Annotated in this window: 24 protein-coding genes; 20 read left to right on the top strand and 4 right to left on the bottom strand. The window is 28.3% G+C overall.

Features of this window, described 5'->3' with window-relative positions; translation table 11 throughout:
• The first annotated feature begins 78 nt into the window (after window positions 1-78).
• From asnS to nhaC, 7 genes are all read left to right on the top strand, one after another.
• Window positions 79-1,473, top strand: a complete 1,395-nt coding sequence (gene asnS / locus ACTNBA_RS11375; RefSeq protein ID WP_502361627.1) for an asparagine--tRNA ligase — start codon at window positions 79-81, stop codon at window positions 1,471-1,473.
• 402 nt (window positions 1,474-1,875) lie between these two features.
• Window positions 1,876-3,054: an erythromycin esterase family protein gene (locus ACTNBA_RS11370; protein WP_441074145.1), complete on the top strand. Its 1,179-nt coding sequence runs from the start codon at window positions 1,876-1,878 to the stop codon at window positions 3,052-3,054.
• Window positions 3,055-3,190: 136 nt separating this feature from the next.
• On the top strand, window positions 3,191-3,487 hold the full coding sequence (locus ACTNBA_RS11365) for a nucleotidyltransferase domain-containing protein (protein ID WP_441074143.1): 297 nt from the start codon (window positions 3,191-3,193) through the stop codon (window positions 3,485-3,487).
• Window positions 3,468-3,863 (top strand): nucleotidyltransferase substrate binding protein, encoded by a 396-nt coding sequence (locus tag ACTNBA_RS11360; RefSeq protein WP_441074141.1) that lies wholly within the window; start codon window positions 3,468-3,470, stop codon window positions 3,861-3,863. The genes ACTNBA_RS11365 and ACTNBA_RS11360 overlap by 20 nt, the downstream gene beginning before the upstream one ends.
• A gap of 232 nt (window positions 3,864-4,095) precedes the next feature.
• Complete coding sequence (locus ACTNBA_RS11355; RefSeq protein ID WP_441074140.1) at window positions 4,096-4,635, top strand: RNA polymerase sigma factor; 540 nt, start codon at window positions 4,096-4,098, stop codon at window positions 4,633-4,635.
• Window positions 4,628-6,043 (top strand): hypothetical protein, encoded by a 1,416-nt coding sequence (locus ACTNBA_RS11350; RefSeq protein ID WP_441074138.1) that lies wholly within the window; start codon window positions 4,628-4,630, stop codon window positions 6,041-6,043. Before ACTNBA_RS11355 ends, ACTNBA_RS11350 begins: the two co-directional genes overlap by 8 nt.
• Window positions 6,044-6,539: 496 nt before the next feature.
• Complete coding sequence (nhaC, locus tag ACTNBA_RS11345) at window positions 6,540-8,000, top strand: Na+/H+ antiporter NhaC (RefSeq protein WP_441074136.1); 1,461 nt, start codon at window positions 6,540-6,542, stop codon at window positions 7,998-8,000.
• Between the two features lie 69 nt (window positions 8,001-8,069).
• Here the strand turns inward: nhaC and ACTNBA_RS11340 are convergent, their stop codons facing one another.
• Complete coding sequence (locus tag ACTNBA_RS11340) at window positions 8,070-10,217, bottom strand: sensor histidine kinase (protein ID WP_441074134.1); 2,148 nt, start codon at window positions 10,215-10,217, stop codon at window positions 8,070-8,072.
• Between the two features lie 202 nt (window positions 10,218-10,419).
• A complete protein-coding gene (locus ACTNBA_RS11335; RefSeq protein ID WP_441074133.1) occupies window positions 10,420-10,767 on the bottom strand; it encodes a helix-turn-helix domain-containing protein in 348 nt (115 codons plus the stop codon).
• A gap of 165 nt (window positions 10,768-10,932) precedes the next feature.
• Here ACTNBA_RS11335 and ACTNBA_RS11330 point away from each other — a divergent pair, with 165 nt between their 5' ends.
• The 9 genes from ACTNBA_RS11330 to ACTNBA_RS11290 all read left to right on the top strand — a co-directional run bounded on the left by ACTNBA_RS11330 (window position 10,933) and on the right by ACTNBA_RS11290 (window position 16,798).
• Window positions 10,933-11,124 carry a helix-turn-helix domain-containing protein gene (locus ACTNBA_RS11330; RefSeq protein ID WP_346848531.1) on the top strand — a complete coding sequence of 64 codons (192 nt, stop codon included), beginning with the start codon at window positions 10,933-10,935 and terminating at the stop codon, window positions 11,122-11,124.
• A gap of 417 nt (window positions 11,125-11,541) precedes the next feature.
• Window positions 11,542-12,204: a GGDEF domain-containing protein gene (locus ACTNBA_RS11325; protein WP_441074130.1), complete on the top strand. Its 663-nt coding sequence runs from the start codon at window positions 11,542-11,544 to the stop codon at window positions 12,202-12,204.
• A gap of 201 nt (window positions 12,205-12,405) precedes the next feature.
• Window positions 12,406-12,681 carry an ArsR/SmtB family transcription factor gene (locus ACTNBA_RS11320; RefSeq protein ID WP_035133162.1) on the top strand — a complete coding sequence of 92 codons (276 nt, stop codon included), beginning with the start codon at window positions 12,406-12,408 and terminating at the stop codon, window positions 12,679-12,681.
• 49 nt (window positions 12,682-12,730) lie between these two features.
• Entirely contained in the window at window positions 12,731-13,666 is a 936-nt protein-coding gene (locus ACTNBA_RS11315; protein ID WP_441074129.1) for a CobW family GTP-binding protein, read from the top strand.
• 26 nt (window positions 13,667-13,692) lie between these two features.
• Window positions 13,693-13,932 (top strand): thioredoxin family protein, encoded by a 240-nt coding sequence (locus ACTNBA_RS11310; RefSeq protein WP_441074127.1) that lies wholly within the window; start codon window positions 13,693-13,695, stop codon window positions 13,930-13,932.
• 188 nt (window positions 13,933-14,120) lie between these two features.
• The gene (locus ACTNBA_RS11305; protein ID WP_441074125.1) at window positions 14,121-14,438 is read left to right on the top strand and encodes an ArsR/SmtB family transcription factor; all 318 of its coding nucleotides are present in this window, start codon (window positions 14,121-14,123) and stop codon (window positions 14,436-14,438) included.
• A 77-nt stretch (window positions 14,439-14,515) separates the two neighbouring features.
• The gene (locus ACTNBA_RS11300) at window positions 14,516-14,926 is read left to right on the top strand and encodes an arsenate reductase ArsC (protein WP_441074123.1); all 411 of its coding nucleotides are present in this window, start codon (window positions 14,516-14,518) and stop codon (window positions 14,924-14,926) included.
• Between the two features lie 12 nt (window positions 14,927-14,938).
• Entirely contained in the window at window positions 14,939-16,003 is a 1,065-nt protein-coding gene (arsB, locus tag ACTNBA_RS11295; protein WP_441074121.1) for an ACR3 family arsenite efflux transporter, read from the top strand.
• Between the two features lie 108 nt (window positions 16,004-16,111).
• On the top strand, window positions 16,112-16,798 hold the full coding sequence (locus ACTNBA_RS11290) for a M15 family metallopeptidase (RefSeq protein WP_441074119.1): 687 nt from the start codon (window positions 16,112-16,114) through the stop codon (window positions 16,796-16,798).
• A 104-nt stretch (window positions 16,799-16,902) separates the two neighbouring features.
• Here the strand turns inward: ACTNBA_RS11290 and splB are convergent, their stop codons facing one another.
• On the bottom strand, window positions 16,903-17,925 hold the full coding sequence (splB, locus tag ACTNBA_RS11285) for a spore photoproduct lyase (RefSeq protein ID WP_441074194.1): 1,023 nt from the start codon (window positions 17,923-17,925) through the stop codon (window positions 16,903-16,905).
• A gap of 222 nt (window positions 17,926-18,147) precedes the next feature.
• Here splB and ACTNBA_RS11280 point away from each other — a divergent pair, with 222 nt between their 5' ends.
• The 4 genes from ACTNBA_RS11280 to ACTNBA_RS11265 all read left to right on the top strand — a co-directional run bounded on the left by ACTNBA_RS11280 (window position 18,148) and on the right by ACTNBA_RS11265 (window position 22,927).
• Window positions 18,148-19,884: a DUF4153 domain-containing protein gene (locus tag ACTNBA_RS11280; RefSeq protein WP_441074116.1), complete on the top strand. Its 1,737-nt coding sequence runs from the start codon at window positions 18,148-18,150 to the stop codon at window positions 19,882-19,884.
• Window positions 19,885-19,965: 81 nt separating this feature from the next.
• Window positions 19,966-20,277 carry a DUF1540 domain-containing protein gene (locus ACTNBA_RS11275; RefSeq protein WP_150846074.1) on the top strand — a complete coding sequence of 104 codons (312 nt, stop codon included), beginning with the start codon at window positions 19,966-19,968 and terminating at the stop codon, window positions 20,275-20,277.
• Between the two features lie 246 nt (window positions 20,278-20,523).
• The gene (locus tag ACTNBA_RS11270; RefSeq protein WP_035133145.1) at window positions 20,524-21,381 is read left to right on the top strand and encodes a YitT family protein; all 858 of its coding nucleotides are present in this window, start codon (window positions 20,524-20,526) and stop codon (window positions 21,379-21,381) included.
• Window positions 21,382-21,583: 202 nt separating this feature from the next.
• On the top strand, window positions 21,584-22,927 hold the full coding sequence (locus ACTNBA_RS11265; RefSeq protein WP_441074115.1) for an erythromycin esterase family protein: 1,344 nt from the start codon (window positions 21,584-21,586) through the stop codon (window positions 22,925-22,927).
• Window positions 22,928-22,967: 40 nt separating this feature from the next.
• Here ACTNBA_RS11265 and fdxA read toward each other — a convergent pair whose 3' ends face one another.
• Window positions 22,968-23,138 (bottom strand): 4Fe-4S ferredoxin, encoded by a 171-nt coding sequence (gene fdxA / locus ACTNBA_RS11260; protein WP_035133140.1) that lies wholly within the window; start codon window positions 23,136-23,138, stop codon window positions 22,968-22,970.
• Window positions 23,139-23,354 lie beyond the last annotated feature (216 nt).

Here is a 23,354-nt window from a genome sequence, read left to right as displayed (position 1 = left end):
GAAAGGTTTTTTTTATTGTCTTAAAATAGAATCATATTACCTCAACAGGCAATAATCAAATTATAAAAGGAGGATTTTATTATGGAAACAGTCTTAGTAAAAAGTCTTTACAGAGAAAGTGAAAAATACGCAGACCAAGATGTTTGTATTTCAGGATGGATTAGAACTTTAAGAAGTTCTAAAGCTTTTGGTTTTATAGAAGTTAATGATGGTAGCTTCTTTAAAAACCTTCAAGTTGTATTCGAGGATAGCCTTGATAACTTTAAAGATATAGAAAAGTTAAGTATTAGCTCATCTATAATAGTTGAAGGAAAACTTGTATTAACTCCAGGAAGTAAGCAACCTTTTGAAATTAAAGCTACAAAAATAGTAGTAGAAGGTGAATCAAGTAATGAGTATCCACTTCAAAAGAAGAGACACACCTTTGAATATTTAAGAACTATAGCTCACTTAAGACCTAGAAGTAATGCTTTTTCAGCAGTATTTAGAGTACGTTCTTTAGTTGCTTATGCAATTCATAGCTTCTTCAATGAAAGAGGATTTGTTTATACTCACACTCCAATAATTACAGGAAGTGACTGTGAAGGTGCAGGAGAAATGTTCAGAGTTACAACTATGGACCTTGAGAACATCCCAATGACTGAGGATAAGAAAATAGATTATAAGAATGACTTCTTTGGTAAGGAAACAAACCTTACAGTTAGCGGTCAGCTTGCAGCAGAAGCTTATGCTCTTGCATTTAGAAATGTTTATACTTTCGGACCAACTTTCAGAGCTGAAAACTCTAACACTGCAAGACATGCGGCAGAGTTCTGGATGGTAGAGCCAGAGATAGCTTTTGCAGATCTTAAGGATGACATGACATTGGCAGAAGATATGATAAAGTATATCATAAACTATGTTCTTGAAAATGCTCCAGAAGAAATGGAATTCTTCAACAGCTTTGTAGATAAGGGATTACTTGAAAGATTAAACCACGTTGCAACTTCTGACTTTGGTCATGTAACTTATACAGAAGCTGTAGAATTATTAAAGAAAGCAGATAAAGAGTTCCAGTACCCAGTAGAATGGGGTTGTGACCTTCAAACAGAGCATGAGAGATATCTTACTGAGGAAGTATACAAAAGACCAGTATTCGTTACTGACTATCCAAAGGAAATCAAAGCTTTCTACATGAGAATGAACGATGACAACAAAACTGTAGCAGCTATGGACTTATTAGTTCCTGGTATAGGAGAAATCATCGGAGGAAGCCAAAGAGAAGAAAGATATGATCTACTTGTAGACAGAATCAACGAATTAGGATTAAACCCAGAGGACTACTGGTGGTACCTAGAATTAAGAAAATTTGGTGGCACAAAACACGCTGGATTTGGTCTAGGCTTCGAAAGAATGATAATGTACGTAACTGGAATGAGCAACATCAGAGACGTAATACCATTCCCAAGAACTACAGGAACTGCAGAGTTCTAGGAGAAAATTTAATAGAGTAAATATGAGGGTAAAACGAAAGTTTTGCCCTCTTTTGCGTTTAAGCATATATAAACTAATTTAATAGCACAGTCTAATTTATAAAAAAATTTATAGTTATAATCTTAACTATGTAAAATTATAACTATATTAATATTTTTATAGGAAACTAGCTTTATATTTAACAATAAAACTATTTAGCTATTTAACTAGTTAACTAGTTGTAGGCGCCATGGGGGTTTCAAGGATTTTATTACATATTAAAAGAAACTGAAAGCATGTTAAGTTAGAGTTAATTGACATAAGTTTTATAATGTAATAATATTGATATTAAGTAATATAATGCTATATATTGTTTGTGAAATATATCAATAAGATTTACAAATAAATTTTGGAGGATAAACTATGTCTAAGAAAAAGAGAATTATTCTGATAATATCATTATCGCTAGTAATAGTAAGTATTGTATCCTTTTTTATGTTCACAAGACTAGGAAAAATGTATAGAGATATTACCATATTAATGTCAACGGGAAAGAAAATAAATATGGAAGGAAATTTTCAAGAGCTTAAAGGTATTGAGGGAGAACTCAAAAATTATGATGTATATTTAACTGGAGAAGCTCATGGAACAGAGCTTAGCTATAAAATGCAACAATATATGGCTAGATATTTTATTGAAGAGCAGGGAGTAAGGTATATATTATTAGAAGCACCAGTTTCTATGGCAGAGATTTTAAATGAGTACCTAAAAACAGGTGATACAGATATTATAAAAAGGTTAGTAAATAAATTTGAGGGTTCTTATGCATATAATCAAGATACCTATGATTTATATGAGTTTTATTATGACTATAACAAACAGTTACCAGAGGATAAAAAGATAATGTTTGTGGGTATTGATGTTGAGCATAATAATATGTTAAGTGCAGAGTATTTAACATATCTAACTAATGAATTAGGAGAACCACCTACAAAAATAGCCGATATAGTGAAAAGGCTAAAAAAGTATGATTGGGGCAGTGATTATTTCCTCTTTAATGATATACGTAAATCATTAAAAGATGATGAAAATGTATACAAAGAATATCTTGGAGAAGATTTTTTTTATTTTAATAAAGTGGTAAAGAATGTTTTTACTGAAAATCAAACAGTACGTGAAGCCACAATAGTTCAAAACTTTAAAGATTTTTATGAAAAACTACCAAAGGGAAAGTATTATGGGCAATTTGGAGGAGCTCATGTATATAAGAAAATAAGAACAGAATATACATGCGGAGAAGATCCCATTAATACCTTTGCTAATAGTGTTAACAATGATTATGGGCCACTTAAGGGAAGGGTATATTCAATGATATATATGTATATGAATTCTTATAATAGTTTAAGTGGCGAGGAATATAATATATCAGAAATAAACATTCCCTACATTGATGGTAGTGGGTCTGTAAGATTATATACTCCTATAAGTGATAAAAAGGTATTGAAAATATTAAAATATTACGGATTAAAACAAGAAGATGTGGGAGACGCATTCTTCTTAATTAAAGATTCAAAGGCTTCACCTAAGTTTTATGGAGAATAGATAAAAGTATTTAAATGATTATGTTTATGATAAAATGATAATGATTAATTTAGGACATGATATTATAAGATCTTTTAAAAATGGTAAGATAAATCATATGACATTATAGGTTTTATATAATATAAGGGGTGATTTTTTGAATTTAGATGGAGAAATAGTAGATACAATTATATCTATATCAAAAAAATATAAAGGTATAAACAAGGTGGTACTTTTTGGCTCAAGAGCTAGGGGTGATAATGAACTAAAAAGTGATATAGATTTGGCTGTATATGCTGATTGTGATATATTTGAGTTCATAGAAGAGATAGAAAATACCAGTCCAACTTTATTAGAGTTTGATTTTTCAAATATGAGAAGAATAGATGATGAGCTATTTATAGAGCAAGTAGAAAGGGAAGGGGTAATATTATATGAGAAGTATAGAGTTTAAATATATGAACTTGAAAAAGGCATATGGAAAATTAAAAGAGGTTAGTGATATTTATGATGGTAAAAATGAAATAATTAGAGATAGTCTTATTCAAAGGTTTGAATTTACCTATGAGCTTACTCATAAGACTATGAAGGAGTTCATGAAATATCTTGGCGTTACTCTTGAAAATTCATTTCCAAGAACTATATTTAAGAAAGCCTACGTAAATAATTTAATATCTGATGATAAAGTTTGGATTAATTTATTAGAAGATAGAAATTCCACTTCTCATATTTATAATGAAAACTTAGCAAATGAAGTTGCAGATAGAATAATAAAGGATTATGTTAATGCAATAGGTGAATTGGTAGAGAATTTGGAGAAGTTACTATAATAGATTAATATTAAAAAAGAGTATTTCTAGTATAAATGCTCTTTTTTTATGTGTAAAATTCTATCTTAAATTTTTACTTTAAAACTTAATTACAATGGTGGAATTTATTAAAAGTAACCTATATTATTATATAAGTAGTAATTATTTTGAATTTAAGATAAAAATGTCAGAATTGTAAGTTCTCATTCGTTATATTTAGTAAGAGGACTCTTAAACAGCAAGGAGTGATTAGGTGGAGATTTCATCGGATGAAAATTTTAAAAATAATATGCTAGCACAGCTTTATGATGCCTATGAAAATAAGATGTATGGTATTGCATACTCAATTTTAAATAATGTAGAACAAGCTGAGGATGCAGTTCAAGATGCATTTATAAAGCTAATTCCATATATCTCGACTATTCATGGGGTAGAAAGTTTAAAAACTAAGAGATTGGTTGTATATACAATAAAAAACATATCCATTGATTTATATCGTAGAAATAGGAAAGAAACTCAGTTATTCACTAAAGAGGTAGAGGAAAAAGTGACTAGTGAAAACCAAAAGGGGGTTCCTTCTGTAAAAACAGTAGAAGATAGACATATGATTACACAATTACTTTCTAATTTACCATCAAAATATCGTGAGATAATTCAGTATCGTTGCTTTTATGAACTTAGCTATAGAGAAATATCATCATTACTACACATTAGTGAAGATGTTGCAGCAAAAAGATATGAACGTGCTAGAAAGATGGTAAAAGAAATGATAGGAGATGAATTGTATGGATAATAAACCAGATCTTGATAAATTGATGTATCTTTTAGGGCAAGAAAATGCTGTAGAAGAGTTAAAAAATACTATGGAGCCTCATGAATTTTCTCAAAAATACAAAAATCAAAAAGTTAACATCATTGAAAATCAAGATTTTATTCAAAGTGACAATAATACAGACTCTATTCAGAGTATTAATAAAAAGGGGAAAAAAATTATGAAGAAAAAGATAATAGTACTTATTGCAGCTATTACGGCTACATTAGCAATATCTGCAACAGCCTATGGTGCAGTTAAACATTATTTAGTTACAACAAGTAAGAATGAAGAAACAGGAACACTTACTTGTGATATTCAAACAGAATCTGCTCCTACTAAAGTACCTGCAATGAAGGTGGTTCCTGGGTATATTCCAGAAGGATATATAGAGACTGCAAATGCCCTCGGAAAATATCATCCTAATGGTGACCATAGTGTAGGGGGAATTACTATTTGTCCACCTGTCTATACAACGCATTTTGAAGAAATTTATGTAAGTGATGTAGAAGAAACTACCCTTGGCGGCATAAAGGCACAAATTCTTACAAGGGAAGGACTGGAGTACAACCATATTATCAATATGTTTTATGAAAAGGGTGGATATGTTGTTACAATTTATGGTGCTGACAATACTTCTTTAGAAGAACTTAAAAAAGTAGCAGAAAATATTAAATGTGAAGAGATTCCTGGAGAATTTATTGTGGTTCCTGCATTTTCAGATGAATTAAAAGATGTAGTAGATAATGATAAAGAAGAGATAGAATATGTAGAACCTGGAATTTCAACTGATCATGTATTTAATATTGATGAAGAAATAAGTGATGAAGGGTTCCCAGATGAAAACCCAACTTTTACTGTAAATAATATTGAAGTATTAGATAAGTTACCTGAATTAGATAAAAATAAGTTCTCTGACTATAATGAGTATCTTACATTTATAAATGAAGATGGAACACTAAAGGATTATGAAAGAGTTAACGAGGAAAAATGGGAAAATAATAAAATGAATACTATTACTGAAACAGTAGGAATGAAGTATGTTTATGTAACTTTAACCATGAAGAATCCTTTTGATAAAGAACTAAAAGATATAAATATTTATCCGAGAATTGGGTTTATGAAGAAAGCATCGAATGGTAATCTCCAATTTCTAAGTGATTATTGGGGTAATGGTAATAACCTTCAAATGGATAATGCACCAATATACTTTGATAAATCAGATTATGAAGGAAAAAGCTTTTTCTTCAGTGATTTTGCACCGAATGAAACAAAAGAAACTCATTTAGTTTACGCAGTAGATGAAGATAAAATTGACAATGCTTATATTAGGTTTGAGCAAAGTGGAACTACGTCTTTTGTTGGAAATTATATTAAAGTAACTAAATAAAAATTTAAAGGACTATCTTGAAATATTTTTTGAGATAGTCCTTTTTTAGATTAATAATATAATAGAGTCATTGATAGAATAAATAGATTTATCAACAGTTTCTGAGGCTTTTTATTGTTAAAAATAACACATGCAAATGTTATAAAGTTAACAATATAGCTGCATTTTTGAAGAGGTAACCATATGCAGTTTTAAGAAATATCTATATACAATTAATATAAAATAATACATAAATATACAAAATAAGTGAATAAAATAACAATTCATATGTTGAATTATATTGAAATTTCGCAAAATTCATGATATATTCAAAGTAATAAGTGGATATTTATTCATAATTATATTTAAATTAAATATAATTATATATTTTGATATTTATTACCATATAAATAATTATAAAATAACTGTAGATAAATTATTTAATTTACGCTTATAAGTATTTTTTTATAAGAAAATACTTAAAGATAAATATTTAATTAACAAGGGGGACTAATTTATGAATAAGGGGAAAGAAATTAAAAAACCATCGCTGCTAATAGCAGTGATACCATTTGTGTGCTTAATTTGCTTTATGCTATTAGGTGTACTAGTATTTGATTCAGCACCACAGATACCATTAGTTATATGTTGTGCTATTACCGCCATTATAGGGAAATTTTTAGGGCATAGCTGGGGAGATATGGAGGAGTCAATGATAAAGACAAACTCCATGGCTATGCAAGCTAACTTTATTATTATGATAGTTGGTTGTTTAGTAGGATCTTGGATTGCGGGTGGAGTAGTTCCAGGAATGATATTTTATGGACTTAAATTATTTACACCAACCATGTTTTTATTCTTGCTTCCAATAATATGTGCTATCGTTTCTGTTTCAACAGGAAGTGCATGGACTACAGCGGGAACTATGGGAACAGCAGCAATGGGTATAGGTGCTGGTCTTGGAATACCTTCTGCAATTGTTGCAGGGGCAGTTGTTACAGGGGCTTCTTTTGGAGATAAGCTGTCACCACTTTCAGATAGTACAAATTTGTCAGCAGGTGTAGCGGGAGTAAATGTGTTTGATCATATAAGACATATGCTGTATACAACAATACCAAGCTTTATAATTGCTGTAATTCTATTTGCTATAATAGGCTTAGGATTCAGAGATACAGCAGTTGCTGATACTAGTCAAATAAATGCTATTTTAGAAACATTACAAGGGAGCTTCAATATTAGTCCAATAATATTTATAGCACCACTTTCAGTAGTTTTAATGATTATATTTAGAGTTCCAGCAATACCAGGAATGTTAGGTGGAACTATTATAGGAGTTTTATTTGCACTAGGACAAGGACAGACTATTTCAGGCATTGTACAGTCACTATTCTATGGCTTTGAGATAAGCTCAGGAAATTCAATGGTTGATTCACTCCTTAATAGAGGCGGTATGCTTGGAATGATGGAAACTATTTCTTTAGTTATGTGTGCATTATGTTTTGGTGGACTTGTAAAGCAAATAGGTTGTTTAGATACTATAATAGCTAAAATTCTTACTTTCTGTCACAGCAGAGGAAGTATTGTTTTATCAAATATTATAAGTTGTATCGCTATGAACTTTATGGCTGCTGATCAATACATGGCAATAGTTATACCAGGTCAAATGTATAAACCAGTATATGAAAAGTTGAATTTACATCCTAAAAATCTTTCAAGAGTACTTGAAGATGCAGGAACTTTAACTTCAGGGCTAGTGCCTTGGTCAACTTGTGGGGCAGTATACTTTACTACTTTAGGAGTAAGTGCTTTTGCTTATGCACCATTCCACTTCTTGGGATTAATTAATCCTATTATATCTGCATTCTACGGATATACAGGATTTGCAATGAAGCCATTAGATGAAAGTAAACCAATATCTAAAGGATTATCAGCTGAGGATTTTATAAAAGAAGAAAATGATAAAGAAATTGTAGCTTAATAATATAAATAAAAAATGGAATTCCTTATTATAAGGGATTCCATTTTGTTTTGTTCTTTGTAAACCATTTTAATTAGGATAAGAATATATGTCTGAAAACTCAATCTTAAGTCTCTCTGATCTAGAATCTACAACTTTATTATAAAAATAATTAACTTTGCTATCCTTTTCAGAGATTATAGGTAAGTAAAAGATAAACTCTGAACCTTTGTCTATAGCCCTATTTACCCATATTTCTCCACTATGAAGTTCAATAAAGGATTTTGCTAAGGGTAATCCGATTCCACTTCCTTCAGCTCTTCTTATGAATAAATTATCCACCTGTTTAAATCTTTCAAATATAATATCATAACTATTCTTTGGTATACCTACACCATCATCCTTTACAGAAATATATAGTCTATCCTCGTCCCAGTTAGTTGTTAGTGTAATCCATATGTTGCCATTAACTTCTGTGTATTTTATGGAGTTAGAAATTAAATTTAAAATTACTTTTTGAATTTTTTCAGGATCACAATCCAGAAATACTTCTTCTTCATTAGTATCAAATATTATATTTTTACTCATTTTCTTTATATATTGAGAAACTGAGTCCACCACATCTTCAAAATATGAAATAGCATTAACATTTTCTTTGTATAGCTTTATATTGTTGCTATCAACTTGGGTTACATCAATTAGGTTATCAACTAATCTAAGAAGTCTATATGAGTTTTGTTTTATCATGTTAAGACGATTATAGTAAATACTATTATTATCATTTACACTATTATAACCATTAAGCTCTAACTGAATGCTTGCTAATATTATATTTAAAGGAGTTTTAAATTCGTGGGAGATATTTGCTAGGAAATCTGTTTTAAATTTCTCGCATTCTACTTTTTCTTCTAAAGAGGCAACTTTTTCTTCTAGTTTTGAAAAGCTAGTTACATCTTTACCCGTAATAAATATTTCCTGTGTTTCTTGTTGGTGATAATAATACCATTCAATTAATTTGAAGGAATTGTTTTTACATTTTACTTTACATATTCCACCATAAAATTTTTTGTTATAGGTATGCAAAATATCTTTAAAATTTATACTATTATTTGTTGATTTTATTAGTGTCTGAATAGGAATTTTTTTCAAATCATTAAAGTCCCAGCCCAATATGAAAGGTATATTAGAACTTATTTTTTTAATATATCCCTTAGTATCAATAATCGCATATAAATCAACTGCTATATTAAGAAATCTACTCAATTCATTTTCAAGTTTAATCTTTTTTTGCAACTGATATGTCAATTGGGTAGATAAATATATATTTTTTAGTAATAAGGCTAATCTCTTAGAAGTCCTCACAATATATTTAGCATTAGATTCTGTGTCAAACGACTCATTATAATATAAATTTAAAACACCTAGAAGTCTGGAGTTATTATAGACTATAGGTATAACAATTATATAATTATCTTTAAGGAAATACTTATAACTTTGACAAAAACCATTATTACAATAAAAATTTTCACAGTTTTTTAAAGGTGTGGGTGAGTTTATTTTCATAGAAATATTTATTAATTCGTCTTTATAGAAATCACTTATAGAAAAGGTATCATTGCCAGATATGTTTTCAGTAATGCCTAGAGACATTTGCTTTATTAACATCTTTTTAGAATCATCATAGATCCAAAGGCTTGTACCATTTATGTCTAGGGTTTCATATATATCCATAAGATATTCATGAACTTCTTCATAAGAAACTTGTTCACGCTTTTCTTCACTTTCAGTAATTAGATTACATAGTGTTTTATAATTATTGTCTATAATAAAATTGTTGTAGTATAGTTCCTCCGTATTAATAACTTGTCCAATAGCTAAAAAGGAGTAACAGCTATTGTCCGAATTTATAATGGGAATTTTGTGAGTTTGTAAAATAACTTCTCTACCTTTTATATATAAATATTCATTCATAATACTTTTTTTCTTTTTATTAATAACATTTAAATCATCTTTAATGACAAATTTAAAACTAGAGTAGTCGAAGATATCAAGACCGTTACTATGCAATAAAGTATTTTTATCCTCCCCTAGAAGATTACATAATGCGTTATTAACTGCTAGATATTCTCCATTTATATTTTTTATCCATATACAATCATCAAATTCATTTAAAATAGGGATTAATACATCTATAGTTTCTTGATTTAGGTGTGTTTTATTGAAAAGATTATTATACATAGCAATCACTCCTATTTAAGAATATATATTATGTTTCAATTATATAATGGAATAAAGAAAAATGAAACAAATATTACAAAAAAAGCCATAATACGGGATGGATGTTATAAATAATATAAAATAAATTAAGTAATCACATAAATTAGATTTAAAATTTAATTTGATTAAATAGTATTTAAATTATTTATATAAATTTATATATTCACATCTTTTTTTGTGCTTCTCGAACATGTTTTTTAGCTTTTAGATAGCATATTAGTTCTATTTTGTCATCATAACTCCAAGATGAAAAGTCATTTAGTAGCATTGATAATACTGCATCTAAATCAGTACATATTAAATTAGATGGAGTTTTATCATCTTCTAATAAATAGGTTATAGGTACATCTAAAGCATTACAAAGTATTTTTAAAGTAGATATAGAAGGATTACTTCTATTGTGCTCAATATCACTTATAAACGATATTGATAAATTTGTTTTAGTAGATAATTCTTTTAAAGTTAATCCTTTAGATTTTCTAAGATCTCTAAGTTTTTTTCTTGAATTCATATATATACCTCCAATAAAGTACGTTATTTACGTACTTTTATAATAAAATTATAGTTTAAGTATTAGTATAAGTAAACGAACAAAAAATATGTATAGACAGTAAAAAAATCATAAAACTATTGATTTTTTACTCTATTAGCGTAAAATAGTGTTTGGGGTGATAGAGTGGAAATAGGAAAAAAAATCAAATTTATTAGAAAATCAATGGGCATAAATCAAAATAAATTGGCTCAATTATCAGGTATATCTAACACATACTTATCTGATATTGAAAATTTAAGAACAGTGCCATCTCTAAAAACTCTAAATAGTTTGGCTATTGCACTTGAGGTTAGTTTGAAGGATCTCTTAGATTAAAAGTTATATAAACAAATGATAAAAATGTACTAAAGACTAAATGGAAAAACGGTAGAATAAATAATTTATTCAAATGTTAGAATAAATACTAACTGTAAAATTTCAGCTTAATAAATATTAAGGATAATATTTATACAAATAAAATTACTTATATAACATAATTAACTAATAAAAATATTGCTACAACATATTTAAAAGGCAATCCAATATGAAATTATGGTTGTCTATTTTTATAGATGCATAGTAATGAAATATACTAAAGCTTATATTTTTAGTCTGATGATTTAGTAATATTGTACGAATGTTTAATCTGTAGGTTAAAGTTATGACGGAGCAAAATCATTATTTACAGAAATAGTTGAGAGGAAAATTATCATACTTTACCCAGAATGGGGAGGAGTGATAAGAGTAGTTTTTATGAAGTTAGAAAAATATAGAAAAAAACTAATAGTACTATTTCCATTGCTACTATTAGTTAGTATAATATTTATCAAAGAAAAAAGTCTGTGTAAGTTTATAAATATATTTTTAATTATTACAGTATTTATATTAGGTATAAAAAACAATGCAATATCTATAATAAATAAGGAATTAAAACTAATAAGTGAGAGAGATTTTTTAACGGATACATATAATAGAAGGTTTATGCATTTGGAATTATTAAAAGCCTGTCAGAATAAAGAAGTTATTACGTTTTTAATGGTAGATATAGATGATTTTAAGCTATACAATGATAACTATGGTCATGTTCAAGGAGATAAGATTTTAAAAGTAGTATCAAAGGCTTTGAAAGATATATTTACTGAAGATGTAGTCTGCAGGTATGGTGGAGAAGAATTCTCAATAATATCTAGGCTGGATGAGAAAGAAATTATTGAAAACATAAAAAGATTTATGAAGCATCTTAAGGAACTTAATATTACTCATGAATGTTCACAAGTTAGTGATAGAATAACTGTTAGTATAGGTATAGGAATTACTAGGATACTTAATGAAGGGGATATATATAATTTAGTAAAAGAAGCTGATGATAAGTTATATTTATCTAAATCATTAGGAAAAAATACTTATACAATATAGATTTAGTATTTAAGAAATTTAGCTATATCTAAATGACTAAAAAATCATGTAGAGATAGCTATTTGTATTTAATGGAATTATATATTGTTTTTTAGGATTTGAAATAATAGAGATTTAAAGGTCATATAGACAAATATCTATATGAAAGATATAATGGAGATATAAAATATCTATAAATAAAAGATTAGGAGATAGGATTTTATGAAATATGATTATGCAGAATATGTTCAAATGTTTAAAGCATTGGCAGATGAGACTAGACTAAAGATTATTAATATGCTTACAGAGTCAGAGGAATTGTGTGCATGTAAAATTCTTGAGAATTTTAATATTACTCAACCTACCTTATCTTATCATATGAAGATTTTAACAGATAGTGGATTGGTTCTTGGTAATAAGGATGGCTCTTGGATGAAATATACATTAAATTCAGAGAGAATTACTGAATTGAGAAGTTTTTTAAACTCTAAAAACTAAAAAATCTAAGGATATTTCTTTATATTATTAATTTACAGGAGGGAAAATCATGGAGAAAAAAATTAGTTTATATGTGTTAACTGGATTTTTAGGTTCAGGTAAAACTACGGTACTTTTAAGGCTATTAGATGTGTTAAAGAGCAATAAGGTTGGAGTTATACAAAATGAATTTGGGAAGCTAGGCATAGATGGAACTATACTTAAAAGGGATAATATTGAGATGGTAGAGATTAATAGGGGGTCTATCTTCTGCTCATGTTTAAAAATATCCTTTGCTCAAGCTTTAGCTGACATGAGTAAACAGGATTTAGAGTATGTCTTTGTAGAGAGCTCAGGCCTAGCAGATCCATCTAATATAGAAGAGATACTTAAAGGTGTAAAGGTTTTATCACCTGAAGCAACCTATGATTTAAAGGGAGTATTATGCTTAATCGATGGAATGAATTTTAGAGAGCAATTAGAAGATTTAGAAACAGTTAATCGTCAATTAAAGCATTGTCACATGGCTATTATAAATAAAGTAGATTTAATTGAAGAGGAAGAGCTAAAGAACGTAATTAAAGAAGTTAGACAGGTAAATCCAAAGTGTGATATAGAAACTTGTTCCTTTGGAGAGTTTAGTATGGACTTTTTAGATAAGGATTTATTATTAAATCAGTGGGCTGAAGGAGAAGAGTCTACAAATACTGTGGAAAATAAGCCTAAAAGCTTAACTATGAATTTCAGTAGTGTTGTGAGCAAAAATAAAATGGAGGAATTCTTAAATTCTATAAAGAAGGATAGCTATAGAATAAAAGGCTTCTTTAACTTAAATGATGGATGGCAACAAATAGATGTAGTAGGAAAAAATATAGATTATAAGCCATGTGAACCAAAGGAAGTTTCACAACTAGTGTTTATATCTAAAATAGGACCTAATATAATAAAGCCTATAATTAATAATTGGAGTAATATTGTAGGAGAAAAGATGGAACTTAAAAATTAAAGTTTTAAATTTAAGGAGGAGTTCATATGGAAATTAAGGTTTTAGGAGAAGGGTGCTCTAAATGCACTAAAATTTATGATAATACTTTGGAAGCTTTAAAGGAGTTAGGTATAGAGGCAGATGTAACTAAGGTGGAATCTTTAGTAGATATTATTTCATTAGGAGTTATGACTACTCCTACACTCATGATAAATGGTAAACCAAAGGCTATGGGACAAGTTTTATCTACTAAACAAATAGTAGAGTTAATAAAAAAATCTATATAGTAAAAGTTTTAGAATAAGTAACTAGATATTAAATTTAGTTACTTATTTTTAATTATACAAATATATCACTCTACATAGTTAAGAATAAATGTAGCACAGGGAGAAAAATTAAATAAGCATATTGACACTATATAGATGATGGTCTATATTATAAATATAGACAGTTATCTATATAGGGGGGCGTTAAAATGAATTATGAAGAAAATGCAAAAATTATAAAAGCATTATCTGATCCAAATAGGTTAAAAATAGTAGACATATTATCCTGTGGTGAAAGATGTGCATGTGATATTCTAGAACATTTTGATTTTACACAACCAACTCTTTCCCATCATATGAAGGTATTGATGGATTGTGGTCTTGTTGAGAGTAGAAAGGATGGACTGTGGAGTCATTATTCTTTAAATAATACTAATTGTAATAAATTAATATTGTTTTTAACAAGTGTTACAACAGATACAGAGGAGTGTATTTGCAAAGAAAAAGAGAAGTGTAAATGTGATTAAATCCATGTTAGATATAGATATTTATAAAAAAAGTGTAAAAAACTTTACACTAATTAGTTATGAATGGAGGAGTTAATATGAAACCAAGAGTGGCATTTATATGTGTTCACAATTCTTGTAGATCTCAAATGGCGGAGGCCTTAGGAAAATTATATGAAGGAGAGGTTTTTGAAAGTTATTCTGCAGGGACCCAGCTAAGACCTACAATAAATCAAGATGCGGTTAGAATAATAAATGAGCTATATAGCATTGATATGAATGAGACTCAGAAATCTAAACTGCTAGGAGATATACCTGAAGTAGATATAGTTATTAAAATGGGTTGTAATGTTGTCTGTCCTATTTTACCAGGAAAGCATATAGAGGATTGGGGATTAGAGGATCCAACTGGAAAGTCCGATGAAGAATTTATTAAAACTGCTAAAATTATTGAAGAAAAAATTAAGAATTTAGCTAAGAGAATAAAAAATGAAGAAATTAAATTATAGGAGGTTTATCTTATGGGTAATAAAAAAGAAAATAGTGGAAAAGGATTAGGTGTTTTTGAAAGATACTTAACTCTATGGGTTGCCCTTTGTATTGTAGTGGGAATATTGGTTGGTCAGTTTTTGCCTATGATACCTAATACTCTAAATAACTTTGAGTATTATAATGTGTCAATACCGGTGGCTATACTTATATGGTTAATGATATACCCTATGATGTTAAAGATTGATTTTGGAAGTATAATTAATGCCACTAGAAAACCAAAGGGACTTATAGTTACTTGTACAACTAATTGGCTTATTAAACCTTTTACAATGTATGCTATATCAGCATTTTTCTTCTTTATAGTATTTAAGGGTATAATAGCACCAGAACTTGCTAAGGAGTATTTAGCTGGAGCAGTGCTTTTAGGAGCTGCACCATGTACAGCTATGGTATTTGTTTGGAGTCACTTAACTAAAGGGGATCCTTCATATACTCTAGTTCAGGTAGCAGTTAATGACTTGATTATTTTAATTGCCTTTGCTCCTATTGTAGCTTTTTTACTAGGGGTTGGAGATGTAGTTATACCTATGGAAACTCTTGTATTATCAACAATATTATTTGTAGTTATACCACTAGTACTTGGATTTATAACTAGAACACTAATAATTAAAAACAAAGGTATAGATTATTTTAATAATGTATTTTTAAAGAAGTTTGATAATGTGACTATAATAGGATTATTACTGACTTTGATTATATTATTCTCCTTCCAAGGTGATACTATTTTAAATAATCCTGTTCATATAGTATTAATTGCAGTACCGCTTATAATTCAAACCTTCCTTATATTTGGAATAGCTTATATTTGGGCAAAACTTTGGAAGTTGCCACATTCTATAGCAGCACCAGCAGGAATGATTGGAGCAAGTAACTTTTTTGAATTAGCAGTAGCAGTAGCAATTTCATTATTTGGATTACAATCAGGTGCTGCATTAGCTACAGTGGTAGGTGTATTGGTAGAAGTTCCTGTGATGCTTACACTTGTTAGAATAGCTAATAATAGTAGAGGATGGTTTACTAAAGAAGGAGAATAGTTTAAATTTCATGTCTTAATAAATAAGTAATAAATTTGTAAGCTTTAAGTAATAAATAATAATCTCATAAGGTTTAAAATAAGTGTATGAACTTAAGGAGATGGTCTTATGGGAAAAAAGAAAAAGGTCAGAAAAGCAAGAAGATTTATATTGAAGTTACTAGTAATAGTTATATTAGGTATGTGTACTACAAATTATTTGATCAATAAATTTCATTTGAAATCAGAGGGATATTTTATTATTAATGATTATGACAAAGTAGTAGTAAATAAAAATTATGCTTTAACATCAGATTATAAGCCAAAGGATTTAGTTCAAGTAGATATAGAATTCTTACCAGAATCCACAGAAGAAGAAAGATATATGACAAAGGAGTCTGCTAAGGCTTTAGAGGAACTGGTAGATGCTGCTTCAAAGGAGGGGGTCTACTTATATGGTTTATCAGGCTATAGATCTTATAAAACACAAAAAAACTTATATGAATATAATGTGGAAACCCAAGGAAAATCTTATTCAGATAAATATGTAGCAAAGCCTGGAGCAAGTGAGCATCAACTAGGCGAAGCTATGGATTTAGCAACTAGTTCTGGATGGATATCTGAAGGATGTCCAGAAGCTAATTGGATAGCTAATAATGCATATAAATATGGATTTATAGTAAGATATGAGTCGGGAAAGGAAGATATAACAGGATATAATTATGAACCTTGGCATGTGAGATATGTGGGTAGTGAAATGTCAGAAAAGATTTATAATGATGGAATAACCTTAGAAGAATTTGCTGAAATTAATTAAATAATATATAAACATAGAATAAATCAAAAGATATAAAAACAATTTTATAACATTAAAGAAGCCAAGTTATATAAGGGAATATAGCTTGGCATTTGCATTTAACACTATATTATATATTTTATAACTTTATTATTAAATATAGAGTCAATTTCTGAACTAAAAAATTCTTTCATCTCGTCTAGCTGCTCTTTTGTATATACATATTTACCATATCCAAATTGTCCATATTTATATTTTCTTTCTTCGTCCTCCATAGGAAGTGTTGTTTCAGGAAATACTTCTAGAATTATATTTTTTGCTCTAGGAGTATACCTATGAGATATTATTTCAAAGGTAACAGGAGTAGTTAAGTTATCAGGAAGCTTATCCTTAAGGTTTAATAAAAGATGTTTATAATCATTTTTCCAACCATCGTAAAGAAATACTGGCGCAATAATAAAACCTATAGGATACCCAGCATTAGCCACCTTTACACTAGCTTCTATTCTTTTATCTATAGAAGCGGCTCTATTTTCAAAGTCACTGATTACTTTATCTGTATTTAAAGTAAATCGAATTTCTGTATGTCCCTTGTGATCTATATCTAATAGACTATCAACATCATTAAACTTTGTAACAAAACGAAATAGTCCATGATCGCTATTAGCAAAGAATTCTATAGCTTTTTTTAAACTATTAGTATAAGGTTCTATAGGTATAGGATCAGAGGTGGCAGAACCTTCAAATAAAGTTTTGGAAGGTAATCTTTCTTTAATATATTCATTTGCTTGATTTAGAATATCATCTATATTTACATTAATCTTTATATAAGGTTTATCCCCTAGATTTGTATTTAAGTAACAATATTGACAATGGGCAATACAACCGGACACTAGGGGTAACTGCCAATTAGCAGAAGGTTTACAGGATTGAAATTTACTTCTTTTTTTTATACCCACAACTAGGGTATTCTTACCTTCACGATAAAAACTATGCAAATTTTCACCAGGAATTCGCTCTTTAATCTTATTAGAAGTTAATTTTATTATTTCTATATTTTTATTATCCTTAAAAGTGTTATAAATATTTTTGCCTATTTCATAATCCAAGGATCCTTTTTCAAATAATATTCTTTTAGGAATAAACATTAAGTTCTTTAGTAGAAGCAATGGGCTTCAAACTAAAGGTCACCTCCTTTATATTTAATAGGAATATTCTTTACATATATGATAATATTATGTGTAATAGATGAATGTTTTAATTTAGGTGATATGGTATAATGGGTGTAATTTACAGTGATACATAAATAGTTATCTAAAGGTAATTATAAAACATAGAAAAATAATTTTATAATAAAGGGGGGCATATTATTGCATATTAAAACTTTGGTAAATGGATGGAAAAATTCTATAAAAGATTCAGTAAAAAGATTTCCTATACCCATATTTTTATCTATAGCTGCAGTTATAACTTTAATATATATGGGAGAAAGTATTGGAAGTGACGAGGAATTAAGACGTGTTGTGATGACTTTAGTACTTGGTATTCCAGTATATATTTGCATTGAATTATATTTTGAAAGAAGAAATAAAACTAATGAGAAGTTTAAATATTTAATTTATATTATTGCAGCTATTTGTTTAGCAGTCTACGGATATTTTTGTCTTGAAGATTTAAATATGGTTCAGGTTACTAGATATGTTGGTCTTATTATAATATTTATTACAGGGTTCTTTTTTACTCCATATATCTATAAGGATGGAAGTTTTGAGATGTATGTAATAAAGGTTTTAGGAAGATTTTTTACAACAGTTTTATATTCTATAGTTTTATATTTAGGACTAATAGCAATATTGTTCACCGTAGATTATCTTTTAGGAATAGAAGTTAAATATGAGATATATTATTATACATGGCTTATAGTCGTAGGAGTTTTTGCACAATGCTTCTTTCTTGGAGGAATCCCAGAAAAGGAAGAAGTTATAAAGGTTGAAAAGTATCCAAAGGTGTTTAAGATATTAATGCTTTATATAATTATGCCATTAATTTCTATATACACAATAATCTTATATATATATTTTGCTAAGATAATTATTACTAGACAGTGGCCTGAAGGATTAGTTTCTCATTTAGTATTATGGTATGGAGTAATATCAGCAGGAACCTTGTTTTTAACTTCACCAGTAAAGGAAAATAGTCCTTGGGTAAGCAAGTTTGTAAAGGTGTTTCCAAAAGCAATACTTCCTCTTATAGTACTTATGTTTATTTCTATGGGAATAAGAGTTAATGCCTATGGAATAACTGAAAATAGATATTTTGTTTTAGCACTAGGGATTTGGGTCTTTGGAATAATGGTATATTACTCAATAATTAAGAAAGTAAAAAATATTATACTCCCAATATCTCTTGCTATAATTACTTTTATATCAATTTGTGGACCTTTGAGTAGTTATAGTTTATCTAAGTATAGTCAAAATAAAAGATTTGAAAAGTTCCTTATAAAAAATAATATGATTGAAAATGGTAAAATAGTTAAAGCTATAGATCCAGTTTCTAAAGATGATCAAATAGAGCTCAATAGTATTTTGGATTATTTTAATAGAAAACATGAATTAAAGGATATTAAATATTTGCCAGGTAATTTTACTATAAGTGATACAGAGAGGGTACTAGGAATAACTTATTCTAATTTAAATTATGAAAGTAGATATGAACATTTTTATTTTACAAGTGAAGAAATATCAGAGCCTATAGAAATAAAGGACTATGATTACCTTTTTAACATTATAAGTTATCAAAGTGCTGCTAATAAGAATTCTTATGGAATTACAGTTGACTATAATAAAGCATCTAATGAACTTAAGATATTAGAGAAAGGTAAACAGATATATAATAAAAATTTAAATGAGTATTTTAATAGGATAATAGATAAATATGGTGTTAATAAAACAAACTCCATACCTGTAGAAGATATGCAATTTGAAGATGAAACAGATAAAGTTAAAATTAAAATAAAAATTGATAACTTTTCTGGTCGTAAGGATTTAAATTATGACCATATAGAGTCTACAGAAATTCAATTTTCCGTATTTGTAAAGATAAAGTAAAAGAACAATAAAATTATGTAAGAATAATTTGCCTACTAAATTGAAACAATATTATTGAAATAAACTTTAGGAGGCATTCTTATGACTAAATTAAAATGTGATGCATGTAGTTGTGCATATAATAATGATTATTATTGCTGCATTGATTCTATTCAAGTAGGTGGAAGAGAAGCTACTCATAAATCATCTACTTGTTGTGATAGTTTTGCAGAAAAAAGTGGAGCTATGTCAAATAGTAATCAAAGACCTAATCCAGAAATGGTAGTAGGATGTGAAGCTACCAATTGTGTTTATAACGAAAACCATAAATGTGATGCTTCAGAAATTTGTATTTCTGGAGACCATGCATGTAAGCCAAGAGAAACAGAGTGTGCTACATTTCATTGCAAGTAAAGAAAAATACTATAAGTAAATATAAAGAACAAGCTACTACTATGAAATTTTCTGATTAAGTTCGGTTAAATTTTATAGTAGTAGTTTTTTTACGTATATAAGTATTTAAACAGTAAAACATATATAAGGAAAAGAGGGATATTGTAATAACTTATCTATTGATATATGATTAAATAAAGAGAGTTAACATAAAATTGAAAAACATAAGATATTTTTACAAAAATCAATAGGGTGAATTAAGGAGGAATGGGTTTGAAGAAGGAAATAAAAGATTATATTATAATAACTTTTGGATTAATTTTAATAGCTATAGGTATTCATTTTTTTCTAGTTCCACACAATTTAGCAGCTGGAGGACTTACTGGGCTTGCTATGGTAATAAACCATTATATTCCTAACCTTAGTATTGGTATTATAATGCTTATAGGGAACATATTTTTCTTTGTCATAGGTTTTATTTTTATTGGAAAGGCATTTGGAACAAAAACTATATATTCTAGCCTTATGCTTTCAGTAATAATATCCATTTTAGAAAAAGTAGCACCTATTAGTAAACCTATTTCACAGGATATACTTATAAATTTAATTTTTGGTATATTAATTGGAGCTATAGGTATGGCTATAGTGTTTAATAGGAATGCATCTACAGGGGGAACGGATATACCTGCTAAAATATTAAACAAATATGCTCATCTAGAAATTGGAAAAGGACTTTTAATTATAGATTTTAGTATAACCTTACTTGCAGTTATAGCATTTGGAGCTACTACAGGAATGTATGCTTTACTTGGTGTTATAATAAATGGCTCCATGGTAGACTTTGTTATAGATGGACTTAATATAACTAAGAGAATAGAAATAATGAGTTCTAAAACTGAAGAGATAAGAAAATTTATTATTGAAGAGCTAGGTAGAAGTGCTACTATTTATCGTGCTATAGGAGCGTACAATTTAGAAAAAAGTGATGTTTTAATAACTGTAATGGGTAAAAAGGAGTTTATTAAGCTTAGAAATTTTATAAAAGAAGTGGATCCATGTGCTTTTATCATAACCCATAATGTACATGAGGTTTTAGGGGAAGGCTTTGGTAATATACTAGACTAATTATATAATCAGTAAATTTCAATTGGGAGATTTACTGATTTTTTATTGTATTTATGCTATATAGTTATAAATTCTGTCCATTACTCTAAGATGACTTAGATAAATATTGAAATGTTTCTAAAATTTGCTATAATATATATGTAACCATAAGTTGAAAATGTTGAGTTAAGGGAGAAAATAGGTATTTAGGGGGTATATGAAGATGAAAAGAGGAAATAAGGTATTATTAATAATTTCAGTTATAATAATTCTCGGACTAGTATGTGTAGGATTATTTGGGGGAAAACTTAGTCCTAATGAGGAGGCTGAAATTATAAAAGAAAAATTAGTTCCTTTAAACACTGTGGAGGTTGGCAATGGCTTTGAAGATTTAAAGGAATTTAAAGATATATTTAAGGATAAACAAATTATAGCCTTAGGTGGGGCAACCTATGGAACAAAAGAGTTTTTTCAAATTAAGCATCGTATGCTGGAATTTTTAGTAGAGGAAATGGGGTATAGAACCTTTGCTATGGATGTGGATTTTGGAAGAACTGAATTAATTAATAATTATATATTGAATGGGGAAGGAAATGCTGAAAATATAGTAAGACAAACAAAGATAAATGGAGGTTATTCTTGGTCAACGGTGGAGTCTTTGGAGTTAATAGAATGGATGAGAAAGTATAATGAAGATTCTAATCATAAGGAAAAAATTAAGTTTTACGGTATTCAAGTTACTAATGCTGAAGATAGTTCAAATTTTGTAATAAATTATTTAAGAGATATTGATGAAGATCTATACAAGAAGTTTGATGGTGAATTGGATGAAGTAAGAGGAAGACCCGTTAGAAATATACCTACAAGTGAGTTAAGAAGAGAAAAAGAAAAGGTTGAAATTCTAGTTAATATATTTAATGAAAATAAAGAGAAACTTGTAAAAAGTACCTCAGAAGAGAAATATGAAGAGGCTTCGAAATATCTTCAGAATATCCTGAAAAGTATAGAATTAGCCATATACAGTGGACCAGAACATAACATTAAAGAAGCTTTGAATATGGAAGGAAAATTATTAGCTGATAACATTAAATGGATTCTAGACCGTGAGAGTAAAAATGGAAATGATAAAATAGTTCTTTGGAGTGGAAATCAACATATAAGCAATATTTCTAAGGATTATAAAAGCATGGGGTATAATTTAAAGGAGATGTATAAAGATAAATATTATTCATTAGCATTAGAATTTCATCAGGGTAGCTTTGGAGCGTATCCTATAAACAGTAGTGGTGTAGGTAGTGAATATGAAATCTATAATATAGAAGAAGGAAATCCTCAATTGTTTTCTAATATATTTAACCTTACAGAGATATCAAATAGTTTTATAGATTTTAAATCTTCATCACAGGATAAGGATGTTAAAAAAATATTATCATCTTCAATACTAATGCATAACATTATTTTTTATAATGGGTATGAAGAAGATTATTATATGAAATTAAAGCCTATAGATACCTTTGATGGGTTAATATTTATTAGAGACACTAATGCTATAAGTAAATTAAAATAAAAAATAGATGTACAACTTGTACATCTATTTTTTATTTCAATTAGTCTTGAACTGGAGCACCAACTGGGCAAACGCTAGCACAAGCACCACATTCGATACAAGAATCAGCATCGATAACGTATAATCCATCTCCTGCACTTATGCAGCTAACTGGACATTCAGATTCGCAAGCACCACAAGAGATGCAAGTATCTACTATTTTATAAGCCATGAAAAAGACCCCCCTTTACTATTAAATCATGATTATCATACCATATTATGATATAATAATAAAGAGGATTTATATTTAAATATAATAAAAAATACAAGAAATAAATTAATTTTATAGTTAATAAATGAACTAATTAAAGTAAATGTAAAATATATTAACATTTATTTAAATTAATTTATTTTCAGTACATATAACTAGTGCTATAAAAAAACAAAT

The organism is Clostridium sulfidigenes, from assembly GCF_052067195.1.
GTDB lineage: Bacteria > Bacillota > Clostridia > Clostridiales > Clostridiaceae > Clostridium_J > Clostridium_J sulfidigenes.
This window is presented reverse-complemented; position numbering and strand designations above follow the sequence as displayed.